This window comes from Pantoea sp. C2G6 (assembly GCF_051336815.1).
Classification (GTDB): Bacteria; Pseudomonadota; Gammaproteobacteria; order Enterobacterales; family Enterobacteriaceae; genus Pantoea.
In genome coordinates, this window is record NZ_JBGMNJ010000015.1 from 78,088 (window position 1) to 104,770 (window position 26,683).

At 56.9% G+C, this 26,683-nt stretch carries 26 protein-coding genes; 19 read left to right on the top strand and 7 right to left on the bottom strand.

The annotated features are described in order from the left end of the window. The first annotated feature begins 144 nt into the window (after window positions 1-144). The 4 genes from uvrD (at window position 145) to ACCW71_RS17315 (ending at window position 4,719) form a co-directional block, all read left to right on the top strand. Window positions 145-2,307, top strand: a complete 2,163-nt coding sequence (uvrD, locus tag ACCW71_RS17300; RefSeq protein ID WP_436373494.1) for a DNA helicase II — start codon at window positions 145-147, stop codon at window positions 2,305-2,307. 67 nt (window positions 2,308-2,374) lie between these two features. After that, window positions 2,375-2,431 (top strand): YsgD/CorL family protein, encoded by a 57-nt coding sequence (gene ysgD, locus ACCW71_RS17305; RefSeq protein WP_436373557.1) that lies wholly within the window; start codon window positions 2,375-2,377, stop codon window positions 2,429-2,431. 178 nt (window positions 2,432-2,609) lie between these two features. After that, window positions 2,610-3,563 carry a magnesium/cobalt transporter CorA gene (gene corA / locus ACCW71_RS17310; RefSeq protein ID WP_436373495.1) on the top strand — a complete coding sequence of 318 codons (954 nt, stop codon included), beginning with the start codon at window positions 2,610-2,612 and terminating at the stop codon, window positions 3,561-3,563. Between the two features lie 97 nt (window positions 3,564-3,660). Continuing rightward, window positions 3,661-4,719: an AbrB family transcriptional regulator gene (locus tag ACCW71_RS17315; RefSeq protein ID WP_436373496.1), complete on the top strand. Its 1,059-nt coding sequence runs from the start codon at window positions 3,661-3,663 to the stop codon at window positions 4,717-4,719. Here the strand turns inward: ACCW71_RS17315 and rarD are convergent. Both rarD and ACCW71_RS17325 read right to left on the bottom strand, forming a co-directional pair. Next, complete coding sequence (gene rarD, locus ACCW71_RS17320) at window positions 4,684-5,589, bottom strand: EamA family transporter RarD (protein WP_436373498.1); 906 nt, start codon at window positions 5,587-5,589, stop codon at window positions 4,684-4,686. The two genes, ACCW71_RS17315 and rarD, sit on opposite strands and share 36 nt — an antisense overlap. 22 nt (window positions 5,590-5,611) lie before the next feature. Further along, entirely contained in the window at window positions 5,612-6,082 is a 471-nt protein-coding gene (locus ACCW71_RS17325) for a thioesterase family protein (protein WP_436373499.1), read from the bottom strand. A 192-nt stretch (window positions 6,083-6,274) separates the two neighbouring features. Between ACCW71_RS17325 and pldA the strand changes: the two genes are divergently transcribed. The 4 genes from pldA to ACCW71_RS17345 all read left to right on the top strand — a co-directional run bounded on the left by pldA (window position 6,275) and on the right by ACCW71_RS17345 (window position 10,682). Next, complete coding sequence (gene pldA, locus ACCW71_RS17330) at window positions 6,275-7,153, top strand: phospholipase A (RefSeq protein WP_436373500.1); 879 nt, start codon at window positions 6,275-6,277, stop codon at window positions 7,151-7,153. Between the two features lie 24 nt (window positions 7,154-7,177). Beyond that, entirely contained in the window at window positions 7,178-9,004 is a 1,827-nt protein-coding gene (recQ, locus tag ACCW71_RS17335) for an ATP-dependent DNA helicase RecQ (RefSeq protein WP_436373501.1), read from the top strand. A 12-nt stretch (window positions 9,005-9,016) separates the two neighbouring features. Then, window positions 9,017-9,640, top strand: coding sequence for a threonine export protein RhtC (rhtC, locus tag ACCW71_RS17340; protein ID WP_436373502.1), 624 nt, complete (start codon window positions 9,017-9,019; stop codon window positions 9,638-9,640). Window positions 9,641-9,857: 217 nt separating this feature from the next. Next, window positions 9,858-10,682, top strand: coding sequence for a DUF1460 domain-containing protein (locus tag ACCW71_RS17345; RefSeq protein ID WP_436373558.1), 825 nt, complete (start codon window positions 9,858-9,860; stop codon window positions 10,680-10,682). Between the two features lie 47 nt (window positions 10,683-10,729). Here the strand turns inward: ACCW71_RS17345 and rhtB are convergent, their stop codons facing one another. After that, on the bottom strand, window positions 10,730-11,353 hold the full coding sequence (rhtB, locus tag ACCW71_RS17350; protein WP_436373504.1) for a homoserine/homoserine lactone efflux protein: 624 nt from the start codon (window positions 11,351-11,353) through the stop codon (window positions 10,730-10,732). Window positions 11,354-11,466: 113 nt separating this feature from the next. On the opposite strand from rhtB, the gene pldB reads away from it, so the two are divergent. From pldB to ACCW71_RS17370, 4 genes are all read left to right on the top strand, one after another. Then, the gene (gene pldB / locus ACCW71_RS17355) at window positions 11,467-12,459 is read left to right on the top strand and encodes a lysophospholipase L2 (RefSeq protein ID WP_436373505.1); all 993 of its coding nucleotides are present in this window, start codon (window positions 11,467-11,469) and stop codon (window positions 12,457-12,459) included. A gap of 52 nt (window positions 12,460-12,511) precedes the next feature. Further along, window positions 12,512-13,312 (top strand): sugar/pyridoxal phosphate phosphatase YigL, encoded by an 801-nt coding sequence (yigL, locus tag ACCW71_RS17360; protein WP_436373507.1) that lies wholly within the window; start codon window positions 12,512-12,514, stop codon window positions 13,310-13,312. Window positions 13,313-13,538: 226 nt separating this feature from the next. Continuing rightward, a complete protein-coding gene (locus ACCW71_RS17365) occupies window positions 13,539-13,814 on the top strand; it encodes a type II toxin-antitoxin system RelE family toxin (RefSeq protein ID WP_436373508.1) in 276 nt (91 codons plus the stop codon). A gap of 126 nt (window positions 13,815-13,940) precedes the next feature. Beyond that, window positions 13,941-14,315 carry a helix-turn-helix domain-containing protein gene (locus tag ACCW71_RS17370; protein ID WP_436373510.1) on the top strand — a complete coding sequence of 125 codons (375 nt, stop codon included), beginning with the start codon at window positions 13,941-13,943 and terminating at the stop codon, window positions 14,313-14,315. A 43-nt stretch (window positions 14,316-14,358) separates the two neighbouring features. Here the strand turns inward: ACCW71_RS17370 and glpT are convergent, their stop codons facing one another. Then, window positions 14,359-15,702, bottom strand: a complete 1,344-nt coding sequence (gene glpT, locus ACCW71_RS17375; RefSeq protein WP_436373512.1) for a glycerol-3-phosphate transporter — start codon at window positions 15,700-15,702, stop codon at window positions 14,359-14,361. Window positions 15,703-16,074: 372 nt separating this feature from the next. On the opposite strand from glpT, the gene ACCW71_RS17380 reads away from it, so the two are divergent. The 4 genes from ACCW71_RS17380 to ACCW71_RS17395 all read left to right on the top strand — a co-directional run bounded on the left by ACCW71_RS17380 (window position 16,075) and on the right by ACCW71_RS17395 (window position 18,650). Beyond that, a complete protein-coding gene (locus tag ACCW71_RS17380) occupies window positions 16,075-16,938 on the top strand; it encodes a carboxylate/amino acid/amine transporter (RefSeq protein WP_436373513.1) in 864 nt (287 codons plus the stop codon). A 303-nt stretch (window positions 16,939-17,241) separates the two neighbouring features. Continuing rightward, on the top strand, window positions 17,242-17,796 hold the full coding sequence (locus ACCW71_RS17385) for a type IV secretion protein Rhs (protein ID WP_436373515.1): 555 nt from the start codon (window positions 17,242-17,244) through the stop codon (window positions 17,794-17,796). Continuing rightward, window positions 17,793-18,143 (top strand): putative T6SS immunity periplasmic lipoprotein, encoded by a 351-nt coding sequence (locus tag ACCW71_RS17390; protein WP_436373517.1) that lies wholly within the window; start codon window positions 17,793-17,795, stop codon window positions 18,141-18,143. Before ACCW71_RS17385 ends, ACCW71_RS17390 begins: the two co-directional genes overlap by 4 nt. Window positions 18,144-18,146: 3 nt before the next feature. Next, the gene (locus tag ACCW71_RS17395; protein ID WP_436373519.1) at window positions 18,147-18,650 is read left to right on the top strand and encodes an Hcp family type VI secretion system effector; all 504 of its coding nucleotides are present in this window, start codon (window positions 18,147-18,149) and stop codon (window positions 18,648-18,650) included. 404 nt (window positions 18,651-19,054) lie between these two features. Here ACCW71_RS17395 and ACCW71_RS17400 read toward each other — a convergent pair whose 3' ends face one another. Then, window positions 19,055-19,534 carry a DUF1456 family protein gene (locus ACCW71_RS17400; RefSeq protein ID WP_436373521.1) on the bottom strand — a complete coding sequence of 160 codons (480 nt, stop codon included), beginning with the start codon at window positions 19,532-19,534 and terminating at the stop codon, window positions 19,055-19,057. Between the two features lie 84 nt (window positions 19,535-19,618). Beyond that, window positions 19,619-20,545, bottom strand: a complete 927-nt coding sequence (metR, locus tag ACCW71_RS17405) for an HTH-type transcriptional regulator MetR (RefSeq protein WP_436373522.1) — start codon at window positions 20,543-20,545, stop codon at window positions 19,619-19,621. A 144-nt stretch (window positions 20,546-20,689) separates the two neighbouring features. Here metR and metE point away from each other — a divergent pair, with 144 nt between their 5' ends. Beyond that, window positions 20,690-22,960 carry a 5-methyltetrahydropteroyltriglutamate--homocysteine S-methyltransferase gene (metE, locus tag ACCW71_RS17410; RefSeq protein ID WP_436373524.1) on the top strand — a complete coding sequence of 757 codons (2,271 nt, stop codon included), beginning with the start codon at window positions 20,690-20,692 and terminating at the stop codon, window positions 22,958-22,960. 59 nt (window positions 22,961-23,019) lie between these two features. On the opposite strand, the gene ACCW71_RS17415 is transcribed toward metE, so the two are convergent. Next, window positions 23,020-23,853, bottom strand: coding sequence for a dienelactone hydrolase family protein (locus ACCW71_RS17415; protein ID WP_436373525.1), 834 nt, complete (start codon window positions 23,851-23,853; stop codon window positions 23,020-23,022). Between the two features lie 291 nt (window positions 23,854-24,144). Here ACCW71_RS17415 and udp point away from each other — a divergent pair, with 291 nt between their 5' ends. Next, a complete protein-coding gene (gene udp / locus ACCW71_RS17420) occupies window positions 24,145-24,906 on the top strand; it encodes a uridine phosphorylase (protein WP_436373526.1) in 762 nt (253 codons plus the stop codon). Between the two features lie 246 nt (window positions 24,907-25,152). Further along, the gene (gene rmuC, locus ACCW71_RS17425; RefSeq protein ID WP_436373528.1) at window positions 25,153-26,652 is read left to right on the top strand and encodes a DNA recombination protein RmuC; all 1,500 of its coding nucleotides are present in this window, start codon (window positions 25,153-25,155) and stop codon (window positions 26,650-26,652) included. Window positions 26,653-26,683: the final 31 nt, after the last annotated feature.

Below are 26,683 nucleotides of genomic sequence, written 5' to 3' on the forward strand. Positions count from 1 at the left end.
TTTATCCAGTCGTCGCCACTTCTGCGGCTTTGCGGCCGTGCCGCGTCCGGCCTCTGTCCCGCAGCCTGATTCCTGCGATCCTGCCTGACAACAGCCGCAACCGCGCGGGCGACGACCACGCTTTTTTTCTGGTAAACGGTGCTTATGGACGTTTCTGAACTGCTCGATGGTTTGAATGACAATCAGCGCGCTGCCGTGGCGGCTCCGCGCAATAACCTGCTGGTGCTGGCAGGCGCGGGCAGTGGTAAAACGCGGGTGCTGGTGCACCGCATCGCCTGGCTGATGTCGGTGGAGAACTGTTCGCCTTACTCGATTATGGCGGTGACCTTCACCAACAAAGCGGCGGCAGAGATGCGTCACCGCATTGAACAGCTGATCGGCACCAGTCAGGGCGGCATGTGGATCGGCACCTTCCACGGGCTGGCGCACCGCTTATTGCGCGCCCACCACCTTGATGCCAATCTGCCGCAGGATTTTCAGATCCTCGACAGTGAAGATCAGCTGCGTCTGCTGAAGCGCCTGATCAAATCGATGAACCTCGATGAGAAGCAGTGGCCTGCGCGTCAGGGCATGTGGTACATCAACGGCAAAAAAGATGAAGGGCTGCGTCCACAGCATATCGAAAGCTACGGCAACCCGATTGAGCAGACCTGGCTGCGCATCTATCAGGCCTATCAGGAAGCGTGCGATCGCGCCGGTTTAGTCGACTTCGCCGAGCTGCTGCTGCGCGCCCACGAGCTGTGGCTCAACAAGCCGCACATTCTCAATCACTACCGTGAACGTTTCACTAATGTGCTGGTGGATGAGTTTCAGGATACCAACAACATTCAGTACGCCTGGATTCGGATGCTGGCGGGCGACAGCGGCCGGGTGATTATCGTGGGTGATGATGACCAGTCGATTTATGGCTGGCGCGGGGCGCAGGTCGAAAATATCCAGCGCTTCCTGCGCGATTTCCCTGGCGCGGAGACCATCCGCCTGGAGCAAAACTACCGCTCGACCAATAACATTCTGAAGTCAGCCAACGCCCTGATCGCCAACAACAATGGCCGTCTGGGTAAAGAGCTCTGGACCGAAGGCAGCGACGGCGAACCGATCTCCATCTACTGCGCCTTTAATGAGCTGGATGAAGCGCGCTTTGTGGTCGGCCGTATCAAGAGCTGGATGGAGAACGGCAACGCGCTGAATGACTGCGCCATCCTCTATCGCAGCAACGCCCAGTCGCGCGTGCTGGAAGAGGCGCTGCTGCAAAGCAGTATGCCCTACCGGATTTATGGCGGTATGCGCTTCTTCGAACGTCAGGAGATCAAGGATGCGCTCGCCTATCTGCGTCTGATGGCTAACCGCAATGATGACGCGGCGTTTGAGCGCGTGGTGAATACCCCGACGCGCGGCGTGGGCGATCGCACACTCGACGTGGTGCGACAGACCGCACGCGAACGTCAGATGACGCTCTGGCAGGCCACGCGCGAACTGCTGCAAAGTCGCGCGCTGGCTGGCCGGGCCGCGTCGGCGCTGCAACGCTTCTGTGAGCTGGTCGACTCGCTGGCGACCGAAACTGCTGATCTGCCGCTGCATATCCAGACGGACCGGGTGATCAAGGATTCCGGTCTGTGGCTGATGTATGAGCAGGAGAAAGGGGAGAAGGGCCAGGCGCGGATCGAAAACCTTGAGGAGCTGGTGACGGCGACCCGCCAGTTCAGCTATCAGGATGAAAATGAAGATCTGATGCCGCTTCAGGCCTTTTTATCCCATGCGGCGCTGGAAGCGGGCGAAGGTCAGGCGGACAAATGGCAGGATGCGGTTCAGCTGATGACGCTGCACTCCGCCAAAGGGCTGGAGTTCAGCCAGGTGTTTATCGTCGGCATGGAAGAGGGAATGTTCCCGAGCCAGATGTCGCTGGATGAAGGTGGCCGTCTGGAAGAGGAGCGCCGACTGGCTTACGTCGGTGTGACCCGTGCGATGCTCAAGCTGACGCTGACCTACGCTGAAACCCGCCGACTCTATGGTAAGGAAGTGTATCACCGCCCTTCACGTTTTATCGGCGAGCTGCCTGAAGAGTGCATCGAAGAGGTGCGGCTGCGCGCCAGCGTCAGCCGTCCGGTGAACCATCAGCGCATGGGTGCGCCGGTGAGCAAAAACGACAGCGGATTCGCGCTGGGCCAGCGTGTTCACCACGCAAAATTTGGCGAAGGCACCATCATTAATCTGGAAGGCAGCGGGGAACACAGCCGGCTTCAGGTCGCTTTCCAGGGGCAGGGAATCAAGTGGTTAGTCGCGGCTTACGCGAAGCTGGAAACCCTTTAGTGTGCGGTTGACGACTTTTTCGTCTCAGCGTAACATGCGCCCACTATTATCATGAGAGGACAATGCCTTGGACACGCCCAGTCGATGCTGGCTCAGTCACCTGGATACCAGGAATAACATCTAAGGCTACCTCTTTACGCGGGTAGCCTTAGGGGTTATCCGCGACCTCCCTTTTTTATCCCGTCGCGTGAGTCAGCACTGATTTACCCTTGAAACTCCGTTTCCGTGTTCAGGCTGATCGTTACCTATAAAGGAACGGCTGACCGCCTTGTCCCATTTAGTCTGCAATGGGGAGTATTGCTATGCTGAGCGCATTTAAACTGGATCACAGCCGCCTGACGCGACTGGAGCTGGAAGACGAAAACGACAAACTGACCACCTCCGTCTGGGTCGATCTGATCGAGCCGGAAGAGGGAGAGCGTGAGCGGGTGCAATCGGAGCTGGGCCAGAGCCTGGCGACGCGGCCCGAACTGGAAGACATTGAGGCTTCAGCACGTTTCTTCGAAGATGAAGATGGCCTGCATATTCACTCCTTCTTCTTTTATGAAGATGCTGACGATCACGCCGGTAACTCCACCGTGGCGTTCACCATCCGTGAAGATCGTCTCTACACGCTGCGCGAACGTGAGCTGCCCGCCTTTCGCCTCTACCGGATGCGCGCCCGTAACCAGACCCTGATCGATGGCAATGCGTTCGAGCTGCTGCTCGACCTGTTTGAAACCAAAATTGAACAGCTGGCGGATGAGATTGAGAACATCTACAGCGCGCTGGAGAAACTCAGCCGGGTGATCATGGAAGGACAGCAGGGTGAAGAGTACGATCTGGCGCTGTCACGCTTAGCCGAGCTGGAAGATATTGGCTGGAAAGTGCGTCTCTGTCTGATGGATACCCAGCGCGCCCTGAACTTCCTGGTGCGAAAAGCGCGCCTGCCGGGCAATCAGCTGGAGCAGGCGCGGGAGATCCTGCGCGACATCGAATCGCTGCTGCCCCACAACGAGTCGCTGTTCCAGAAGGTGAACTTCCTGATGCAGGCGGCAATGGGCTTTATCAACATTGAGCAGAACCGCATCATCAAGATCTTCTCGGTGGTCTCGGTGGTGTTTCTGCCGCCAACGCTGGTGGCGTCCAGCTACGGCATGAACTTTGAGTTTATGCCGGAACTGAAGTGGAGCTTTGGCTATCCGGCGGCTATCGGCCTGATGATCCTGGCTGGCCTGGCACCTTATCTCTACTTTAAGCGTAAAAACTGGTTATAAAAACATGCGGGCCATCGGCAAATGGCCCGTTTTGCTGGCTCCCGTCTCCGTTTCTGCGTAATCTGACCTCTCCGTTTTTACAAAAAATTAACTTCTTATGGACGCTTTCTCTTTGCGCGCGCAGTGGACGCTGCTGCTGTTGAGTTCGGTGCTGCTGGGCGCGGTGCTGCACTATTTTTATGTGCCTGCCGCACTGTTGCTGGGGCCGATGATAGTGGGTGTAGTGATGGGGCTGTCAGGCGCCACGCTGCGCATTGATAAACGGCTGTTTCTGCTGGCGCAGGCGGTGCTGGGCTGCATGATAGCCCAGAGCCTGTCGCCTTCGATTCTGACGCCGCTGATTCAGGAGTGGCCGATCGTGCTGGCGGTGTTGCTGCTGACGCTGGCGGCCAGCGGTCTCTCCGGCTTTCTGCTGGTGCGATTCAGTCAGCTGCCTGGCCCGACCGGCGCGTGGGGATCGTCGCCGGGCGGCGCGTCGGCGATGGTGGCGATGGCCGGCGACTTTGGCGCTGACGTGCGGCTGGTGGCCTTTATGCAGTATCTGCGGGTGCTGTTTGTCGCGTCGGCGGCCGCGCTGGTGGCGCGTATCGGGCTGGACGAGGGGGCGCACAGCGCTTCGCTGCTCTGGTTCCCGCCGCTGAATCGCGGCTTTGCGATCACGCTGGGGGTGATGCTGGCGGGCGCGTGGCTCGGCACCCGGCTGCGCATCCCTTCCGGCGCGCTGCTGCTGCCGGCGCTGGCGGGCGCGGCGCTGAACAGCAGTGGTGTGGCGCTGTTACAGGTGCCGGAATGGCTGCTGGCGCTGGCCTATGCGCTGATTGGCTGGAGCGTGGGGCTCCGTTTTACCCGGCCCATTTTTCTGCTGGCCTGGCGCACGCTGCCGCAGATGCTGGCCTCGATCTTCGGGCTGATGCTGCTGTGTGGCGGGCTGGCGTGGATGCTGACGCGGGTGCTGGATATTGATCTGATGACCGCCTATCTCGCCACCAGTCCAGGCGGGCTGGACACGGTGGCGATCATCGCGGCGGGAAGCCAGGTGAACATCGCCTTTGTGATGGCGCTACAGACTCTGCGCCTCTTTACCATCCTGCTGACCGGCCCGGCGATGGCGCGTTTTATCTCACGCTATGCGCGCACGGGCACGGGCGCGGAATGAAAACGCCACCGCATCGCAGACAAACACCAGCAGCGCCAGCCAGATAAAGCCAAACGTCACCATCTTGTCTGGCGTGATGGTTTCCCCGTAAAAGGCGACCGCCAGGATAAACATCAGTGTCGGTCCGAGATACTGAAAGAAGCCGACGGTGGAGAGGCGCAGGCGGCTACAGGCGGCGGCGAACAGCATCAGCGGAATGGTGGTAACGATCCCCGCCGCGACCAGCTTCAGATTGAGGCTCAGCGGGTTAGCCGCTAAGTGGCTGGTGGCGCTGTCGGCAAAGCCAAACAGATAGATCGCCGCCAGCGGAAACAGCCATAGGGTCTCAATCAGCATCCCGCTCTGCGCATCGACCTGAATCTTTTTACGCACCAGGCCATAGAGGGCAAAACTCAGCGCCAGCCCCAGCGCAATCACCGGCAGCGAGCCAAACTTCCAGAGCTGCACCAGCACACCCAGCGTGGCCAGTAGCACCGCCAGCCACTGCAACCGGCGGAACCGCTCGCGCAGAAACAGCATGCCGAACACCACGTTGATCAGTGGGTTAATAAAGTAGCCGAGGCTGGCTTCCAGCATGTGCTGATTGTTCACCGCCCAGATAAACAGCAGCCAGTTGCCGCCGATAGTGATCGCGGTCAGCGCCAGCAGCAGCACCTTTTTGGGCTGGCGTAACACACTGCGCACGCCGGGCCAGCTGCGGCTCAGGGTGATCAGCAGCAGCATAAACAGCGCCGACCAGATTACCCGGTGTGTCATGATTTCCGTGGCCGGAACCTGCTTAACCAGCTTGAAATAAGCCGGGGCGATGCCCCAGATAAAGTAAGCACCCAGCGCAAAACCAACGCCCTGGCGAGTCTGTTGCGTATCCATATTCAGTCCGTTAAAGGCGTCATCAGCCGATCAGATAGGTGGCGGTTGCCGTGGCGATATAGTCGCCCTGTTGGTTGTGCAGTTCGACGCGGGCGACCGCGACTTTATTACCGGCGCGCAGCAGGCTGCTGGTGGCGGTGAAACGTTCGCCGCGTCCGGGGCGCAGATAGTCGACGCGCATATCGATGGTGCCCATGCGCGACAGCCGCTGGCGCAGCTCCGCTTCGCTGATACTCTCCTGGCGCGTCAGGGCATTACTGACGCAGACCATACCCGCCGCCACGTCCAGCACCGAGGCGATCACCCCGCCGTGCAGAATCTGCTGCGCCTGGTTGCCCACCAGCATGGTTTTGTTAGCAAAACTGATTTCGGCATAGTCGGCATCAAGGCGCAGCAGTTCCAGCCCTAACGCCTGGTTAAACGGCATGTGATAAACGAAAATTTCGCCGACCAGATGGCGAGCTTCCTGCTGAGTCAGCACCAGTGATGACATGATGAGGTGTCCTGAAAAAATCGGGCCAGAGGGGCGCGGAACGTTAATGAGTTGTGTATTCTATGCCGCTCGCGAGGGGGTTTCCAGTTTAAGAAATCAGCACTCATGCTCACTGCCATTTGTGTGTAGAATGGCCTGCTTTTGACGACACCCTTTCGGATATTTAGTACGCAGCGCTCACCGGAGAATTCTATGCGTAAGCATCGCGCCTTGCTGGCGGCTATGTTGATCTTTCCTGCCCTGGCGCAGGCAGATGAAGCTCAGATTAAAGAGGTTCATGACACGCCACAGGTACGTGGCAGCATCATCGCCAATCTGCTGGAGAAGCACGATAACCCTTTTGTTCTCTATCCTTACGAGAACAACTATCTGCTCTACACCTATACCAGCGACATCGATAAAGAGGCGATCTCTTCCTATAACTGGGGGAAAAATGCCCGTAAAGATGAAGTGAAATTCCAGCTCAGCCTGGCATTTCCGCTGTGGCGCGGTATTCTGGGTGACAATTCGGTGCTGGCCGCCTCTTATACCCAGCGCTCCTGGTGGCAGCTGTCGAACCAGAGCGAATCCTCGCCGTTCCGTGAAACCAACTACGAGCCGCAGATTTTTCTTGGCTGGGCGACCGATTACTCGTTCGCGGGCTGGACGCTGCGTGATGTTGAAGTGGGTCTGAACCATCAATCCAATGGCCGCAGCGATCCCACCTCGCGCAGCTGGAACCGCGTCTATGCCCGTCTGATGGCGGAGAACGGTAATTTTCTGGCGGAGATCAAACCCTGGTATCGCCTGCCCGAAAACGAAAATAACGATGATAATCCCGATATTACCAAATATATGGGCTACTACCGGGCTAAATTCGGGTATATGGCCGGCGACAATATCTTCAGCGTAGAGGGCAACTATAACTGGAACAGCGGTTATGGCGGCGCGACCCTGGGCTGGAGCTATCCGATCACCGAGCATGTTCGCTTCTATACTCAGCTATTCAGCGGCTACGGCGAATCTCTGATCGATTACAACCATCGTCAGACGCGGCTGGGTGTGGGCGTAACGCTTAACGACTTGTTCTAATCAATAACGTAAGACAGGAATAGAGTGGCAACCTCGGCAGTTCTTAATCAGGAAGCGCTGGCGCAGCAGGTATTGCAGGATACCTTCGGCTATCAGCAGTTTCGTCCCGGTCAGCAGACGATCATCAATCAGGCGCTGAGCGGGCGCGACTGTCTGGTGGTCATGCCCACCGGCGGTGGGAAATCGCTCTGCTATCAGATCCCGGCGCTGGTGCGCGAGGGGCTGACGCTGGTGGTGTCGCCGCTGATCTCGCTGATGAAAGATCAGGTGGACCAGCTGCTGGCCAACGGCGTGGCGGCGGCCTGTCTCAACTCCACCATGACACGTGAACAGCAGCAGGCGGTGATGGCGGATTGTCGCACCGGCCGGGTGAAGCTGCTCTATATCGCGCCTGAACGCCTGATGATGGATAACTTCCTGGAAAATCTGGCGTACTGGCAGCCGACGATGCTGGCGGTGGACGAAGCGCACTGTATTTCCCAGTGGGGCCACGATTTCCGCCCGGAATATGGCGCGCTCGGACAGATGCGTCAGCGTTTCCCGGAGCTGCCGGTGATGGCGCTGACCGCTACCGCGGATGAAACCACCCGCAACGACATCGTTAACCTGCTGCATATGCGGGACCCGCTGATCCAGATCAGCAGTTTTGATCGTCCCAATATCCGCTACACGCTGGTCGAAAAATTCAAACCTACCGATCAGCTGCTGCGCTACGTGCAGGATCAGCGCGGTAAATGCGGCATTATTTACTGCAACAGTCGGGCGAAAGTGGAAGATACCGCCGCCCGATTGCAAAGCCGTGGCTTCAGCGTCGGGGCGTATCACGCCGGTATCGACAGCGAACAGCGCGCCCGGGTGCAGGAAGCTTTCCAGCGGGACGATCTGCAAATCGTGGTGGCGACGGTCGCCTTTGGTATGGGCATCAACAAACCCAACGTGCGGTTTGTGGTTCACTTCGATATTCCGCGTAACATCGAGTCCTACTATCAGGAAACCGGGCGTGCCGGACGTGATGGTCTGCCCGCTGAGGCGATGATGCTTTACGATCCGGCGGATATGGCCTGGCTGCGTAAATGTCTGGAAGAGAAAGTCCCCGGTCCGCTCCAGGATATTGAGCGCCACAAGCTCAACGCCATGGGCGCGTTTGCCGAAGCGCAGACCTGCCGCCGTCTGGTGCTGCTCAACTATTTCGGTGAGGGTCGTCAGCAGCCGTGCGACAACTGCGACATCTGTCTCGATCCGCCTAAGCGCTATGATGGCCTGGTCGAAGCGCAAAAAGCGCTTTCCGGCATCTACCGCGTGGGTCAGCGTTTCGGCATGGGTTATATCGTGGAAGTGCTGCGCGGGGCCAACAATCAGCGCATCCGGGAACAGGGCCATGACAAACTGCCGGTCTATGGGCTGGGCAAAGACCAGAGCCACGAACATTGGGTGAGCGTGTTACGTCAACTGATCCATCTGGGTCTGGTGACGCAAAATATTGCAATGCATTCGGCGCTGCAACTGACCGAGGCGGCGCGGCCGGTGTTGCGCGGTGAAGTGCCGCTGATGCTGGCGGTACCGCGACTGGTCACCGTGAAGCCGAAGAGCAGCGGGCCGGCGAAGTTTCACGCTGGCAACTACGATCGCAAACTGTTTGCCAAGCTGCGTAAGCTGCGCAAAGCGATCGCCGATGAAGAGAACATTCCGCCTTACGTGGTCTTTAATGACGCCACGCTGATAGAGATGGCGGAGCAGATGCCGGTGAGCGCGTCAGAGATGCTGAGCGTCAATGGCGTCGGTCACCGCAAACTGGAGCGCTTTGGTAAACCTTTCCTGGTGATGATCAAAGAGCATCTTGATGAAGAGTAAAGGACATTGATCATGCTGATATTATTCGCAACTGTGGCGCTGGTGCATCTGGTGGCGCTGATGAGCCCCGGCCCCGACTTCTTTTTTGTTTCACAAATCGCCGCCAGCCGTTCGCGCAAAGAGGCGATGATGGGCGTGCTGGGGATTACGCTCGGGGTGGCCGTCTGGGCGGGTGTCGCGCTGATGGGGCTGCATCTGATCCTGCAAAAAATGGCCTGGCTGCATCAGATCATTATGGTCGGCGGCGGACTCTATCTGCTGTGGATGGGCTGGCAGTTGCTCTGTTCAGCCCGCCAGCGGCACAAACAGCCGCAGCAGGAGGAGCCGGTCGTGGAGCTGCCGAAACGCGGCATGACCTTTCTCAAGGGGCTGCTGACCAACCTCTCTAATCCGAAAGCGATCATCTACTTCGGCAGCGTCTTCTCGCTGTTTGTCGGTGATGATGTGGGTGCCGTGGAGCGCTGGGGTCTGTTTATGCTGATGCTCGGTGAGACCTTTGCCTGGTTTACCCTGGTGACAGCCATCTTCGCGCTGCCGTGGATGCGGGCTAAATATCAGCGACTGGCAAAATGGGTCGATGGGGTGGCGGGCGTGCTGTTCGCCGGTTTTGGTATCCATCTGATTATTTCGCGCTAACGGCTTCTCTTCGAAACAGGAGCGCGCACTGCGCTCCTTCTCCTCTGCACCTCTCCTTTCCCGCCGCTGAAGCGTGATGAGTGTGATGTCTGTCACATTCTGCGCCTGCTGACGCCGGTCAGCTGCAACCGCAGCTAAATAGTCACCATTGGTTAATCAATGAAACCATCACCTCCGGTAAGGTCAGGGCGAAGGACAATTTTTCATGGAGAGGATGATGCGCTTTAAAACGCTATTAACGTTACTGCTGGCCGCGCTGCTCAGCGGCTGCACCCCACCCGTGCCCACGGCTGCGCCTTCTGCTGCCACGGCTCAGCCGCCAGCGGCGGACAAAGTGACCCGGATAATGGCAGAGCTGGCGTCGAAACCTGACATGCCGCAGGGAGAGAAGATCAGCCAGATCTCAGCCGCGTTTCTCGGTACGCCCTATCAGGCGGATACCCTGATCGGCTCCCCCGACACCCCGGAAGCGCTGGTGATGAACTTCAGCGGCGTCGACTGTTATACGCTGATTGATTACGTTCAGGCGCTGAGCCGCAGCCACGACAGGGCGAGCTTCCAGGCTAACCTGATTCGCACCCGCTACGTTGAGGAAGAGGTCAGCTATCTGACGCGCCGCCACTTTTTCTCAGACTGGTTCGCGGAGAGCCCGCGTAACGCGGATGACGTTACCCGCAGCCTCAGCCCGCGGGTGGTCAGGGTGGTGAAGCAGCTCAACCGTAAAGCGGATGGCATAGTCTATGTGCCGGGCCTGAGGGTGGTTTCACGCAGTATCACCTATATCCCCGCTTCGGCGATCACCCGCCAGGTTCTGGATCGGATTGAAAATGGTGACTATGTGGGCGTTTACAGCCCGGCGGAGGGTCTGGATGTGTCGCACGTGGGGATTGCCGTCCGGCATGATGGCCAGCTCTGGTTCAGAAACGCCTCTTCGCTGGCCGCCAGCCGTCAGGTTGTCGATGCGCCGTTCAGCGACTATATGCGCCTGAAACCGGGCATCGTTGTGCTGCGCCCGCTGCCGCTGAAAAGCAGCAGAGGGTAGAGCAACCTGTTGCGCCAGCTTTCGCAGTGACACTGGCGCAACAGGGCTTAAGCGATCTTTCTGGCGCTGGCCAGCAGTGCGCCCACCGCCATAAACAGCCCGCCAAAAATACGGTTCATTAACTTCATCTGCTTCGGACCTTTAATCCAGCCAGCAATTCGCGTCGCCAGGGTGGCGTAGCCAATCATCACCACAATATCGACCACAATGGTGGTGACGCCCAGCACCAGATACTGCATAAACAGCGGCTGGTGCGGCTGGATAAACTGCGGGAACAGCGCCGCCAGAAAGACGATGCTTTTCGGGTTGGTCAGATTAACCAGCACCGCGCGCTTAAACAGGCGACGACGCGGCATCGCTCTGGCGACCGCATCGAGATCGATGCCGCCCGCAGAGCGCCACTGCTGAATACCCAGCCAGACCAGATAGGCGGCACCGGCCCATTTCAGAATTTCAAACGCCAGCAGCGACTGCGAAAAGAGCGCGCCGAGGCCGATGCCGACCAGCACGATATGCAGCGCCAGTCCGACCTGCAAACCGGAGATAGAGGCGACCGTGCCGCGATAGCCGTGACTGATGCCGGTACTCATGGTGTTGATCGCGCCGGAGCCGGGCGACAGGCTAAGAATTGTGGTGGTCAGCAGATAGGTCAGCCACCATTCGATGGTCATGGGTTGCGCTCTCTTTAGTGGCGGAAATGTGACACAATACGCCAGAAATAAGCGCGGCGCTATGGTCTGCGCATGGCGTTAAAGACTCTTTTTTCCGGTCATCAGGAGGGCGAATGAATCACCACAAAGCCAGTTGGCTGCGACGAGAAAAAGCCTTTGCTGCCTTCGCCACCGGACCGCTGCTCGACTTCTGGCATCGTCGTGAAGAGTGCGAGTTTACCGGCGTCGGTAATCTGACGCTGCGTTACGTTCGTTTCACATCGCCGCAACACAAGCGTGTGATCCTGATTGTGCCGGGACGCATCGAGAGTTACATAAAATATCCTGAGCTGGCGTACGATCTGTTCCACTGCGGATTTGATGTGGTGATCCTCGATCATCGCGGTCAGGGGCGTTCCGATCGGCTGCTGGAGGATTCACACCGCGGTCACGTGGCGGAGTTCACCGATTACGTCGAGGATCTTGAAACGCTCTATCTGAAAGAGATTGTCAGCGGTCACTATCAGCAGCGTTATGCGCTGGCGCACTCCATGGGCGGCGCGATTTTAACGCTGTTCCTGGCGCGTCAGCCGCAGGCTTTTCACGCGGCAGCCCTGGTGGCCCCGATGTTTGGTATCGCGTTGCCGTTGCCCTCTTTTCTGGCTCATCGCATTCTCGACTGGGCGGAGAAGCGCCCGGCTTTACGCGACGGCTATGCGCTGGGCACCGGACGCTGGCGCGCGCATCCGTTTGGCATCAACCGGCTGACGCACAGCGCCGAGCGTTACCGGCGTAACCTGCGTTTTTATGCCGACGATCCGGCGATTCGCGTCGGTGGCCCGACCTATCACTGGGTGCGCGAAGGCATTCATGCGGGTCGCAGCATCATCAGTCAGGTCGATAAAATCACCACGCCGCTGCTGCTGCTTCAGGCCAGCGATGATCGGGTGGTCGATAATCGCTCGCAGGACCTGTTTTGTGCCGCGATGGCCGCGGCGGGTCATCCGTGTGAAGGCAACAAGCCACGGGTGATCAAGGGTGCGCGTCATGAGATCCTGTTTGAAAAAGATGACATGCGTGCCGAAGCGCTCAATGCAGTGGTCGACTTTTTTTCGGCGCATCACTGACCTAACTTATCTGACCGGCTGTGGCCGGCTGAACCCAGGAACTGAGGTTTTCATGCATCATATCGTTGCATCCGATCTGGATGGCACGCTGCTTTCTCCCGAACATCGCCTGACTCCTTTTGCGCGTGAAACGCTGCAACAGCTGGTGGCCAGAGATGTTCATTTCATTTTTGCCACTGGCCGCCACCATATTGATGTCGGACAGATGCGCGACAGCCTGGCGATTCCGGCCTACATGATTACCTCAAACGGCGCGCGGGTACACGACGCCGGAGGCGAGCTGGTTTTCAGTCACAATCTGGACGCCGATATCGCCAGCGATCTGTTTGGTCTGCAATATCATCATCCCGAGATCCTGACGCACGTCTACCGTGACGATGAGTGGTTTATCAGCCGCGCCAGTCCGGCCGAGACAGACTACTTCCGCGAGTCGGTGTTTAACTACCAGGTCTATGAGCCGGGCCTGCTGCCCACCGATAACATCAGCAAAGTCTTTTTCACCTGTGAAGATCCTGCGCATCTGATCCCGATGGAGCAGGCGATTGAAGCGCGCTGGGGCGATCGGGTTAACGTCAGCTTCTCACTTCCAACCTGCCTGGAAGTGATGGCGGGCGGCGTGTCGAAAGGGCATGCGCTGGAAGCGGTGGCGAAGCAGCTGGGTTATACGCTGCAAAACTGTATCGCCTTTGGCGACGGCATGAATGATGTGGAGATGCTGAGCATGGCGGGTAAGGGTTATATCATGCAGAACGCCCATCAGCGGCTGAAAGATACCTTACCCGAGCTGGAGGTGATTGGCTCGAATGCTGAAGACGCGGTGCCGCAGATGCTGCGAGCGCTTTTCGCGGGCTGAGTGCCCGGTGAGCCTGAACGCAGAGCGCCCTCAGCAAGCATAATGAAAGCCGCCTTCACAGAAGGCGGCTTTTTTACGTCAGGAAAGAGGCTGATCAGAAAATAGTCATGGGTTTATAACTAAAAACCCCATTTTATAACTGTTCTATGGAAACAATGACTAAATTAAGTTAGGGTTAAGGCGTAATCAGCGGAGGCCATTCTTTAACACCAGGGAGAGGTGAAAGATGCCAGAAATAAACTGGTCGAAAAAGGCATCAAAGCAGCTTTTTAGGCTGCCTCAGAAAGAGGGTGATGCTATTGAGGAGTCGGTGGAAGCGCTGGCTGACTGGCCCAACATTGCCCATCTGAAAGTTGAAAAACTGACTGATGATAAAGAGAAGCGCATGAAGCTGGTGGTGGGTAGCTATCGCGTTCTCTGGCGGATAGAAAAAGGGCAGCCGGTGGTGATAGAGATTCTGGAAGTGTTGAGAAGAACATCGACCACTTACAAAAAGCGCTAACGGGAAGGCAGGGGCAACCCGCCTGGCTAACCTCTCTACTCTGTTTCAGGCAGAAAAAACGCATGTAAGTCGCATCGGCGGATAACCAGTGCTCTGGCCTGCCGCCACTTTAAGGAGTCATTACCCATGAATGCTATACAGTTCCTGACCGATGAGCGCGGGAATCGCACTGGTGCTGTTATTCCCATTGAATTATTTAATAAATTAATGGCTGAAAGTCATTTAGAAGAGGCATTTGAGTCTGTTCCCTATAAAGCTGGCCCGGATGATGATGACCTCATTCCCCATGATGTATTGAAAATCAGTCGCAGACAGTTGGTTCCGTTGCATGTTGCCTGGCGCTTACACAGAGAAATGTCACAGGAAGAGGTTGCCAGGCAATTAGGTATCACCCAGGCGGGCGTATCGAAATTAGAGTCACGAAAAAAACCACAGAAACAAACGCTTGAGAAGCTGGCAGCGTTATATCGCTGCAAAACTACACAACTTTATATTGATTAAGTAGCCAAAGAAATAACCCGCGATTTCGCGGGTTATTTGATGGCTATCCGGCGAGGTTCTGTTTGTGCTTGTGTTCACTGACCATGGTCAGTAACAGCAGGATCACCGCCAGCACGCAGCCGACAATCATCACCAGGAAACCGCCGTCCCAGCCGAAGTAATCCACGGTGTAGCCGACAATGGCGCTGGCCGCGACCGAGCCGCCCAGGTAGCCGAACAGGCCGGTAAAGCCCGCTGCGGTTCCTGCCGCTTTCTTCGGTGCCAGTTCCAGCGCGTGCAGACCAATCAGCATCACCGGGCCGTAGATCAGGAAGCCAATCACGATCATACAGGCCATATCAACGCCCGGATTGCCCGCCGGGTTGAGCCAGTAAACCACGGTCGCAATCGTCACCAGCGTCATAAAGAAGACCCCGGTCGCGCCGCGATTACCCCGGAATACTTTGTCCGACATCCAGCCGCACAGCAGCGTGCCTGGTATTCCCGCATATTCATACAGGAAGTAGGCCCACGACGACTTATCCAGCGTGAAGTGCTTCACCTCTTTCAGGTAGGTCGGTGACCAGTCGAGGATGCCGTAGCGCAGCAGATAGACAAAGACGTTAGCCAGCGCGATGTACCACAGCAGCTTGTTCGGCAGCACATATTTCATGAAGATCTGCTTCGCGGTCAGCTCCTCTTCGTGGCTGGCATCGTAGTCGCGCGGATAGTCATTTTTGTACTCTTCAATCGGTGGCAGACCACAGGATTGCGGCGTGTCGCGCATCAGCGCAAAGGCCAGAATCGCAATGGCAATCGCCCCAAAAGCAGGCATGTAGAGCGCCGCTTTCCAGTCGTTAAACCACGCCATACCGAGCAGGAACAGCAGTGGCGGGATGCCGCCGCCGACGTTATGGGCGCAGTTCCACACCGAGACAATCCTGCCGCGCTCCTTCTGTGACCACCAGTGCACCATCGTCCGGCCACACGGCGGCCAGCCCATGCCCTGGAACCAGCCGCAGATAAACAGCAGCACGAACATCACCATGATGCTGGAGGTCGCCCAGGGAACGAACCCCATAATCAGCATCACCGTGGCAGCCAGAATCAGGCCAGCCGGTAAAAAGACCCGCGGGTTAGATCGGTCAGAGACCGAGCCCATGATGAACTTTGAAAAGCCGTAGGCAATGGAGATGCCCGACAGGGCAAAACCGAGGTCGCCACGGGAGAAGCCCTGCTCGACCAGATAAGGCATGGCGAGCGCGAAGTTTTTACGGACCAGGTAGTAGGCCGCGTAACCAAAAAAGATCCCGATGAAAATTTGCCAGCGCAGACGACGGTAGAGAGGATCGACGCGATCCTCTGCTACCTGCGCCTGGCGTGGTGCAGGTTTAAAAATACTCAACATGAGTGAGGCCCTCCAGGGCGCATTATGGTTTTACATTCCCAGCAGGTTGGGGCAAGAAAAAGGCAAGATAAAATGGCGGTGTGATGTTCCATTTCGCGCAAAGGATAGTGGTAGTTGCGCAACGTTACTGTGATGAATGACACATTTGTTACAGTTTTATTACAATATGGAGCGAAAGTGATCATTGGATGGTTTATTTCGCGCATTTTATCTGGCTGAAAACCCCTTCAAACGGTATTTATATCAGTCTGCGGTTACCGCATCTGCGGCCAGTCTGATTGCCTGGTCAGTAACCAGATGTCAACCAGATTTCGCAGCCTGATAGCGGCACATTGTTTACACTGACGGCCTGTTCATTTCGGGGTCGTTACCGTGTTCTTATTGATCGTTACCACCATTCTCTGGGCCTTTTCGTTTAGTCTGATTGGCGAATACCTTGCGGGGCAGGTGGATAGCTGGTTTTCCGTGCTGATGCGACTGGGACTGGCTGCCCTGGTCTTTCTACCCTTTTTGCGCTGGCGTGGCTATCGTCCTTCAACGCTGCTGCTCTACATGCTGGTGGGGACATTGCAGTTAGGGGTGATGTATCTGCTGAGCTTTGAGGCTTATCTCTACCTGAGCGTGTCGGAATTCCTGCTGTTTACGGTGATGACGCCGCTCTATGTCACGCTGATTTATGATCTGATCAGCCGCCGTCCGCTTCGTATTGGCTATATCTTCAGTGCGCTGCTGGCGGTCGGCGGGGCGGCCATTATTCGTTATGACAAAGTCAGCGACAATTTCTGGTTTGGATTGCTGTTAGTGCAGCTGGCAAATATCTGCTTCGCCGCCGGGATGGTGGGCTATAAGCGTTTGCAGGAGACCCGGCCGATGCCGCAGCACACGGCGTTTTCCTGGTTTTATCTGGGCGCGGTATTGATTGCGGTTATTGCTTGGGGTGTCTGGGGAAATCCACAGAAGTTACCGACCACCTCATTGCAGTGGGGCGTTCTGGTCTGGCTGGGAGTGGCGGCGTCAGGGCTCGGCTATTTTATGTGGAACTACGGAGCGACCCAGGTCGATGCCGGCACACTGGGTATTATGAATAACATGCACGTGCCCGCCGGGCTGCTGGTGAATCTGGCGATCTGGCAGGAGAAACCGCACTGGCCGAGCTTTATCGCGGGTGCGCTGGTGATCTTCGCCTCGCTGTGGGTGCACAGGCGCTGGGTGGTGGGGCGCAGTGACCGGTCATAAGCAGAGGCTGTAACAGGAGTGCGGCCTCCCGGTCTGGCGCGGCCGATCGCGGAGAGATTTCACATTTCTGTAGATCGGCCGGACCATCCCTGGCCCGGAAGATTCGCTCTTCAGGCGCGCCAGCCCTGGAGGCTTGACGGTATCATCGAGCTTATTTCAAGGGCTGAAAGCCAGGATGCTGATCGCTCTGCGCCCATTTTCTGGTCTGCCCGGGGCAAAGTACCAGACAACTATTGTTTGATTTTTAACCAGGTAAAGAGGAAGATTAATCTTCTCAGGAGAGAGAGCACATACGAGGAGAGTATGAGCTATAGGGAAATAAATGACATTGTCAGGGGAGGAGTACGTCTTCTGACATTAGGAGAGATCAACCTGGCACGTACACTCTATAGTTTCAGCATCCGCTATAGCGATGTTTGGGTGCATCGGTCCAGTTACCTGCCTTTCAACATGCAAGCTAACAATTATGCGATGACCCCTGACGGTGAAATGTATTTTCAGGAAGGGGTATATGAACCTGACTTTTCTCAACCTCACCGGGTATTAGATCGTATTGGCGGCCAGCATCTTTTCCTGCATGAAATGATGCATGTCTGGCAGCATCAGCGCGGGATGATGGTCAGAACCCGCGGTGCTTTCTCGTGGGCCGTAGATTATCACTACGAACTCAATAAACAGACTCTCATGGATTACGGCATAGAAAATCAGGCGTGTATTGTCAGCGACTACTGGTTACTTAAAACCTATGGCTTTAATAATCGCAGCGACCTCTACCGACTTAAAAATTATGACCCTTCAGAACCAACGATAAATCTGCTGGCACGCTATAAGAAAGTGCTGGGGAGCTTTCCTCAATGAGCAAGTTTCTTATCCTGTTTCCCTTGTTTTTTATCCTTATGGGTTGCGGAGTCGGAGATCGCGCGGCACCCTGGCGCGCGATACACATCACTAAAAACCGCGTTTGCTTCTCGATGGATAAAACCGATTCTTTAAGCCGTTTTAGCATTTCATCAGTACAGAATGGTGTTTATAAAGAGTTTTCAGAAGATAAAGATGTCACCTTTTCCTACCCGGATTCCTGTCGAAATCTGTCACTGATACCCGGTTACACTTACGGCGTGTCATACACGCTAAATAATAAAAATTATCGCTACGTTTTTTTTATAGACACTGACTGGAACGTCAAGAGCACTTACAAGGAATAAAAAATGTCTCTACCCGCCTATATGTACGTTTATGATGAAAACGGTAATCACATTAAAGGAAGCTGTATGGCTCTGGGCCGCGAGGGCGCTATTGAGATAATGAACAGTGGTTATAGTGTCTGCCAGAAAACATGCTCAAGTACTGGCAAGCTTATGGGCGCTCGCCAGCATGCTCCATTTTCTCTGCATAAACAGATTGATAAAACATCGCCATTTTTTGCCGATGCTGCCTGTCAGGGAAGGTGTCTGAGAAAAGCGGTTATCCATTATTACGATATTAACGAAGCGGGTATTGAGTACGAAATTTACCGTATTACGCTTAACCGCATTGTAATTATGTCTGTCAGCGCCGTTCACGCTTTTATGCCCGGCTCACAAACCCCTGGAATGATGGAAAATATCTCTATGTCCTATGCAGGGATTGAGTGGTTTTACATTGAGGGAAATATTAAATATGACGACGACTGGAGTCGGCCGGTGGGTGACAATCAGCAGAAAAAAGACTAATCAACGAGCCCGGTGCCATATCTGATTTACCCTGACACTCTTTAGCAGAACCTCAACCGAATGGGCTTAAAATGAGGAGATGCAGAGCTGAGAGATAAACCACCCACTTCATGGCGGAGAGTATGACCATGGAGCGATCTTACCTTGTGATTCATAACCGTTCCTGGTGTTTTTGTCCCTGCAACGGGCGATCTGCATCGTGGCCCACTTTTGCTCTCTGATGCTGGCCTGGCGCTGGTGTCTTAAAAAGCCATGAGGAAACTGAGGGAAAGAGGTGGCACAGCAGAGGAGCAAAGCGTACGTACCAGCGATGGCGAGGCCGGACCAGAGGGAGGCCGGCTCTCTTTGCAAGTCCACGCTCCACCTCTGACCAGCCAGGGGCTCGCAACGATCAGCAACAGAACTTAAGCCGGCTTTTCGCTTTTAGGCCGCTGGATCATCGCCAGCCCTTTCAGGAAGTTACGCAGAATCTGGTCGCCACACTCGCGGTAGTTTTTATGGTCGGGTTTGCGGAAAATCGCACCAATTTCCGCCTGGGAAACGGTAAAATTGGCGCGTTTCAGTACATCGGGAATGTCGGTGGTTTTCAGATCGAAGGCGATACGCAGTTTCTTCATGAAGATGTTATTGGTCATCTTGCGCTCAATCGACGGCGCTGGCGCATCTTCACTTTTCCCACGGCGATAAAAGATCAGGCCATTGAGAAAATAGCCCATCAGCACATCAGGGCAGGGACGGAACGCGGCATCGTCATCTTTTTTCAGCCACGCCTGAATATCACTCGCAGGAACTTCACACTCCGCCAGCGCAAAAATCTCCACCATTCTGGCATCGCTCAGGTTGAGCATGTAGCGCACGCTGCGCAGAATATCGTTGTTAGTCATGGTGAGATCTTCTCATGGTCAGTCAGACAGGCTGCGCATTATAGGGGATTTTGCCGCCGTTCGCGCAGGTTTGTGCCCGCCCGCTTAGCGCTGTAATAACGTACCGGGAAGCGCCGCGTCGCGCACAAAAGGCAGATGCTCACAGGCGTGCTGGCGGGCAAAGCGGATAAAGGCTTCCAGTACCGGCTGACGCTGTTCACCTTCGCGCACCGCGGCGTAGAGACGGCTCCACAGCCCCTGGCCCAGTGTCCGGGTCACCACCAGCCCCTGCTTCTCAAAACTCTCCACCACCCAGTGCGGCAGGGCGGCGATGCCCATACGCGCCGAGACCATCTGAATCATCAGCAGGGTATTATCCACACTCTTCAGCGCCGGACTGACACCCGCCGGTTGCAGAAAGTGACGCCAGATATCGAGACGCTGACGCTGCACCGGATAGATCATCAACACCTCATCGGCTAAATCTTCCGGCGAAATATGCTCCACCTGCGCCAGCGGATGATCGGTCGCCAGCACCAGCCGCACTTCAAAATCAAACATCGGTGAGTAGAACAGACCGGAGCGCGCCAGAATGTCAGAGGTCAGCACCACATCCAGCTCACCCTGTTGCAGGGCGGGCTGCGGATCAAAGGTCACGCCCGATTTAAAATCCATCACCACCTGCGGCCAGCTCTGGCGGAATTTGTCCAGCGCCGGAGTCAGCCACTGAATACAGCTATGACACTCAATCGCCACCCGCAGCGTGGTCTGCTGCGGCTCATGACAGGCCTGTAGCGCCTGCTGGATCTGCGGCAGCACCTGCTCGGCCAGTTGCAGCAGAATATCGCCCTGCGGCGTGAAGCGCAGCGGCTGACTTTTACGCACGAACAGGCGGAATCCCAGCCGCTGTTCCAGATCGCTGAACTGGTGAGACAACGCCGACTGGGTCTGATGGAGCTGGGCCGCCGCCGCCGCCAGCGAACCGGTATTACGCAGAGCCTGAAGCGTCCGCAGGTGCTTGAGTTCGATCATGAGAGTCCTTCACATCGAAAATGAACATATTGCGCTTGAGCAACATACACTACCCGCAGATTATAGCAGTGTAAACATCTGGACGGCTAAACATCTTTGGCTGCCCATCAGAGCCAAAGTGAAAGATTATCTGGAGAACAGCACATGACTATCCTGAACCACACCCTCGGCTTTCCCCGTGTTGGCCTGCGCCGTGAACTGAAAAAAGCTCAGGAGAGCTACTGGGCGGGCAACAGCACCCAACAGGAACTGCTGGCAGTGGGGCGCGAACTGCGGGCGCGCCACTGGCAGCAACAGCAAGAGGCGGGCGTCGATCTGCTGCCGGTCGGCGACTTCGCCTGGTACGATCATGTGCTGACCACCAGTCTGATGCTCGGCAACGTGCCCGCCCGGCACCAGAACCAGGCCGGGACGGTGGATCTCGATACGCTGTTCCGCGTGGGACGTGGCCGTGCGCCGAGCGGTGAACCGGCGGCGGCGGCGGAGATGACCAAGTGGTTTAACACCAACTATCACTACATGGTGCCGGAGTTTATTCAGGGTCAGACATTCCGCCTGAGCTGGACCCAGCTGCTGGATGAAGTGGATGAAGCGCTGGCGCTGGGCCATCGTATCAAGCCTGTATTGCTCGGTCCGGTGACTTATCTCTGGCTGGGTAAAGTCAAAGGCGAGCCGTTTGATCGCCTGACGCTGCTGGCGGCGATCCTGCCGGTCTATCAGCAGGTGCTGGCAGAGCTGGCGAAGCGCGGCGTTGAATGGGTGCAGATTGATGAACCGGCTCTGGCGCTGGAGCTGCCGGAAGCGTGGCGCGCCGCCTTCAGACCGGCGTATGAGGCGCTTCAGGGGCAGGTTAAGCTACTGCTGACCACCTATTTTGACAGTATTGGTCAGAATCTGGAGGTAATCCGGGCGCTGCCGGTACAGGGTCTGCACGTCGATCTGGTGCATGGCCGGGATGATGTTCAGCAGCTGAATCAGCAACTGCCCGAAAGCTGGCTGTTGTCGCTGGGCGTGATTAACGGTCGCAACGTCTGGCGTGCCGATCTGAGCCGCTGGTTTGAGCGGCTGCAACCGCTGGTCGCAAAGCGTAAGCAGCTGTGGATTGGCTCCTCCTGTTCGCTGCTGCACAGCCCGATCGATCTTAGCGTCGAAACCCGGCTGGATGATGAGGTGAAAAGCTGGTTCGCCTTCGCGTTGCAGAAGTGTGCTGAACTCCGGCTGCTGCGTGACGCGCTGAATCATAACGATGCGGCGTCACTGGAAGCCTGGAGCGCGCCGATCCGCGCCCGCGCTCACTCCAGCCGGGTGCATAATGCGGCGGTCAGCCAGCGCCTGCGGGCGATTACGCCGCAGCATAGCCAGCGCCAGAGCGTCTACAGCGTGCGGGCCGCCGCCCAGCGCCAGCGTTTCAACCTGCCTGCCTGGCCGACCACCACCATCGGCTCTTTTCCGCAGACCACTGAAATCCGCGGCCTGCGCCTCGACTTCAAACAGGGTCGTCTTGACAGCAACCACTACCGCACCGGCATCGCTGAGCATATCAAACAGGCGATTATTGAGCAGGAGCGTCTGGGGCTGGATGTGCTGGTTCACGGCGAAGCGGAACGTAACGACATGGTGGAGTACTTCGGCGAGCATCTGGATGGTTTTGTCTTCACCCAGAATGGCTGGGTACAGAGCTACGGCTCGCGTTGCGTCAAACCGCCAGTCATTATCGGTGATGTCAGCCGGCCGGAAGCGATTACCGTTGAATGGGCCAGATATGCCCAGTCGCTGACCGACAAGCCGGTCAAAGGGATGCTGACCGGGCCAGTGACGATCCTCTGCTGGTCATTCCCGCGCGAAGATGTCTCCCGTGAAACCATCGCGAAGCAGATTGCGCTGGCACTGCGTGATGAAGTGGAAGATCTGGAGAATGCCGGGATTGGGATTATTCAGATCGATGAGCCTGCACTGCGTGAAGGTCTGCCGCTGCACCAGTCGGAGTGGGCGGACTATCTCAACTGGGCGGTGGATGCCTTCCGGCTCAACGCCGCTGTGGCGCGCGATGAAACCCAGATCCACACCCACATGTGTTACTGCGAGTTTAACGACATCATGGACGCCATCGCGGCGCTGGACGCCGATGTGATCACCATCGAAACCTCGCGTTCGGATATGGAGCTGCTGGAGTCGTTCAAAGATTTCGAGTATCCGAATGAGATTGGGCCAGGCGTCTATGATATTCACTCGCCCAACGTACCCAGCGTTGAGTGGATAGAAGCCCTGTTGCAGAAAGCGGCGAAGCGCATCCCGCAGGAGCGTCTGTGGGTTAACCCGGACTGCGGCCTGAAAACGCGCGGCTGGACGGAAACCCGTCAGGCGCTGGCGAACATGGTGACGGCCGCGAAGCGGCTGCGCGGGGAGACAGCGTAAGTCGGTTCGGAGCCGCAGGGGAAAGAGGATCAGGGCGCTCAGCAGCGCCCTGTTTTTTTTTACTGAGACGCCACACCATACTGCCTGAACCAGGCCAGCATCCGCTGCCAGCCATCCTGGGCGGATTCGGCATGGTAGCTCGGACGGTAGTCGGCGTTAAACGCATGGCCCGCGTCGGGATAGACGATGATCTCGGCGGTGGCATTGGCCGCGTGCAGCGCCTGGCGCATCAGTTCGACGCTCTCCAGCGGGATACCGTCATCCTGGCCGCCATATAAACCGAGCACCGGCGCGCTGAGATCGACGGCAATATCGATCGGGTGCTTCTGCTGCTTCAGCGTTTTCTCACCGGTCAGCCGTCCATACCAGGCCGCCGCGGCGCGCAGCTGTGGGTTGTGTGCCGCATAGAGCCAGCTGATGCGACCGCCCCAGCAGAAACCGGTAATGCCCATACGACGAATATCACCGCCGTTGCGTGCCGCCCAGTTTGCGGCGTGGTCCAGATCTGCCAGCACCTGGGTATCCGGCACTTTGCTGACCAGCTCGCTGAACAGCGTCGGAATATCGTCATACTCCGTTGGATCGCCTTCGCGGAAATAGAGTTCCGGGGCGATAGCCAGATAGCCTTCCAGCGCCAGACGGCGGCAGATGTCGCGGATATGCTCATGCACACCAAAAATTTCCTGTACCACCAGCACCACCGGCAGTGGGCCATTGGCAGACTGGGGTCTGGCGTAGAAAGCGGGCATGTTTTCGCCTTGGCTCGGCACTGAGGTCTCGCCTGAGTGAATGGCCGGACTGTCGGTGATGATGGTGGTGGAAGCGGTGGGCTGCACGGCAGGAGCAAAGCCGTTGGTCGCCGATTTTTGTGCCATATTATCACTGGTTTTCATTATTCTCTCCGTGCGAGCGATTGCGCAATCACGTAACTATAGTCTGTGCGCCAGGTGTGGGGGTAACAGAGTTATCAGCGAATACTCTCCTCACTCTCTTTAACATTGTGGTGACGCATACACAGCACCGCCCGTCATCCTGGGAGAAGAGGAGATGTAATTGTGTGATATTAATCACTCTTTCCATTCTGAAAAATGTAACTTTCATTTTCTTAAGTGAATGTTGTCACATATTTATCCGGCGCACTGACGTAGAGTGACGCGCTACCTTCCCATAACAGGAGTCTGTAAATGACACAGTCTGACGTTTTCCATCTTGGCCTGACGAAAGCCGATCTCCAGGGCGCTACCCTGGCGATTGTGCCGGGTGACCCGGAGCGTGTGAAGAAGATTGCCGGACTGATGGAAGATGCCACGCATCTCGCCTCACACCGGGAATTCACCAGCTGGCTGGCTAAGCTCGATGGTAAACCGGTGGTGGTCTGCTCGACCGGCATTGGCGGTCCTTCGACCTCCATCGCGGTTGAAGAGCTGGCGCAGCTTGGCGTGCGCACTTTCCTGCGTGTGGGCACCACCGGCGCCATTCAGCCGCATATCAATGTGGGTGATGTGCTGGTCACCACCGCATCGGTGCGTCTGGATGGAGCCAGCCTGCACTTTGCGCCGATGGAGTTCCCGGCGGTGGCTGACTTTACCTGCACCACCGCGCTGGTGGCGGCCGCGGAAGCCTGTGGCGCGAAGACCCACATCGGCATCACGGCCTCTTCTGACACTTTCTATCCGGGCCAGGAGCGCTACGACACCTTCTCAGGCCGCGTGGTAAATCGCTTCCAGGGATCGATGAAAGAGTGGCAGGCGATGGGCGTCCTCAACTATGAGATGGAATCCGCTACGCTGTTAACCATGTGCGCCAGCCAAGGGCTGCGGGCCGGGATGGTGGCCGGGGTCATCGTCAACCGTACCCAGAAAGAGATCCCCGACGCGGCGACAATGAAACAGACAGAAAGCGACGCCGTGAAAATCGTGGTCGAAGCCGCGCGTCGTTTACTGTAACGCGGCGTCAGGCAGCAGGTTACTCCCCGCTCCAGAACCTGCTGCCGGGGTGTCGCGGTCCGCGATGCCCTTGCATCCAGCCAGAACAGCGAACGCTGCCTCGTTGATGCCCTCTGATGGCGACGTGACCGCCGGGAAGAGGGCAGGCCTCCGAGCGGTAAGCTGCTGAGTTCAGATAAATTTATCTGGACATTCATACAGTGCGACTCTACCTTTTCCCTCAGCAGCATGAGTCGCGGGGAAATCATGGATCAGCACATCATCATCAGCGTCTGCCTGGCGCTTGCCGGGCTGGGCATTGGCTGGATGCTGGCACAATTACGTGCCGGGCATCAGGTCGCCAGCTTCTTAACCGAACGCCGTCTGCTGGAAGAGGCGCAGCAGCGCCAGCAGCAGCAGCTCGAACAGCTCCAGCAGCAGGCACAGCAGCGTGAGCAGGAGTTACGTCAGCTGCACGGCGCGCTGAGCGGAGCCAATGAACGTCTGCAACAACTTGATTACTGGCGCAATGAAAGCGAACAGCTTAATCGTGAACTGCGCAACCAGCTGGAGGTCAACAGCGCGCAGGAAGCAGAACTGCGTGAAGTAACCATCCGCCTTGAAGAGACCCGCTTCGCCGCCGAAGAGAAGCAGCGCCTGCTGACCAACAGTGAGCAACGCCTCAGCGCCCAGTTTGAAAACCTCGCCAACCGTATTTTTGAAAACAGCGGCCGCCGCGTCGATGAGCAGAACCGCCAGAGTCTGGACAGCCTGATAGGCCCGCTGCGCGAACAGCTCGATGGCTTCCGTCGTCAGGTGCATGAGAGTTTTGGCGCGGAAGCGCGCGAACGGCACACCCTGACCCATGAAATTCGTCAGTTACAGCAGCTCAATGCGCAGATGGCGCAGGAGGCGCTTAACCTCACCAAAGCGCTGAAAGGCGATAACAAAATCCAGGGCAACTGGGGCGAAGTGGTGCTGAGCCGGGTGCTGGAAGCCTCGGGGCTGCGCGAAGGCTACGAATATGAAACCCAGGTCAGCATTCAGTCAGAGCAGCAGGGCAGGATGCAACCGGATGTGATTGTGCGTCTGCCGCAGGGAAAAGATGTGGTGGTGGACGCCAAAATGACGCTGGTGGCCTACGAGCGCTACTTCAACGCGGATGATGAGATCGAGCGCGAGCAGGCGATTCAGGAGCATGTCAGCGCGATACGTTCGCACATCCGGCTGCTGAGCCGAAAAGATTATCAACAATTGCCCGGTTTACGGTCACTGGATTATGTGTTGATGTTCATCCCGGTCGAACCGGCGTTTCTGCTGGCGATTGACCGCCAGCCAGAGCTGATTGGCGAGGCGTTACAGCAAAATATCATGCTGGTCAGCCCCACCACGCTGCTGGTGGCGTTGCGTACCATTAATAATCTCTGGCGCTATGAACATCAAAGCCGCAATGCGCAGCGCATCGCAGAGCGCGCCACCCGGCTCTATGACAAGATGCGGCTGTTTGTCGATGACATGAGTGGCATTGGACAGAGTCTGGACAAGGCGCAAAGCAGCTACCGCGAAGCGATGAAAAAGCTGGCGGAGGGGCGCGGTAATCTGATTGCTCAGACCGAAGGGTTCCGGGCGCTGGGGGTAGAAATTAAGCGGCCGATTAATCCTCAACTGGCAGAGCGTGCGATGCCGGATTCTCTCTCTGCCGGGGAGCAGGAAGAGGAGAATGATGTGGATGAGAGTGACAGGCGTGTGAGACGCCTCCACGAATAGTATGGGCGCAGCGTGCCTGACTTCCGTGACT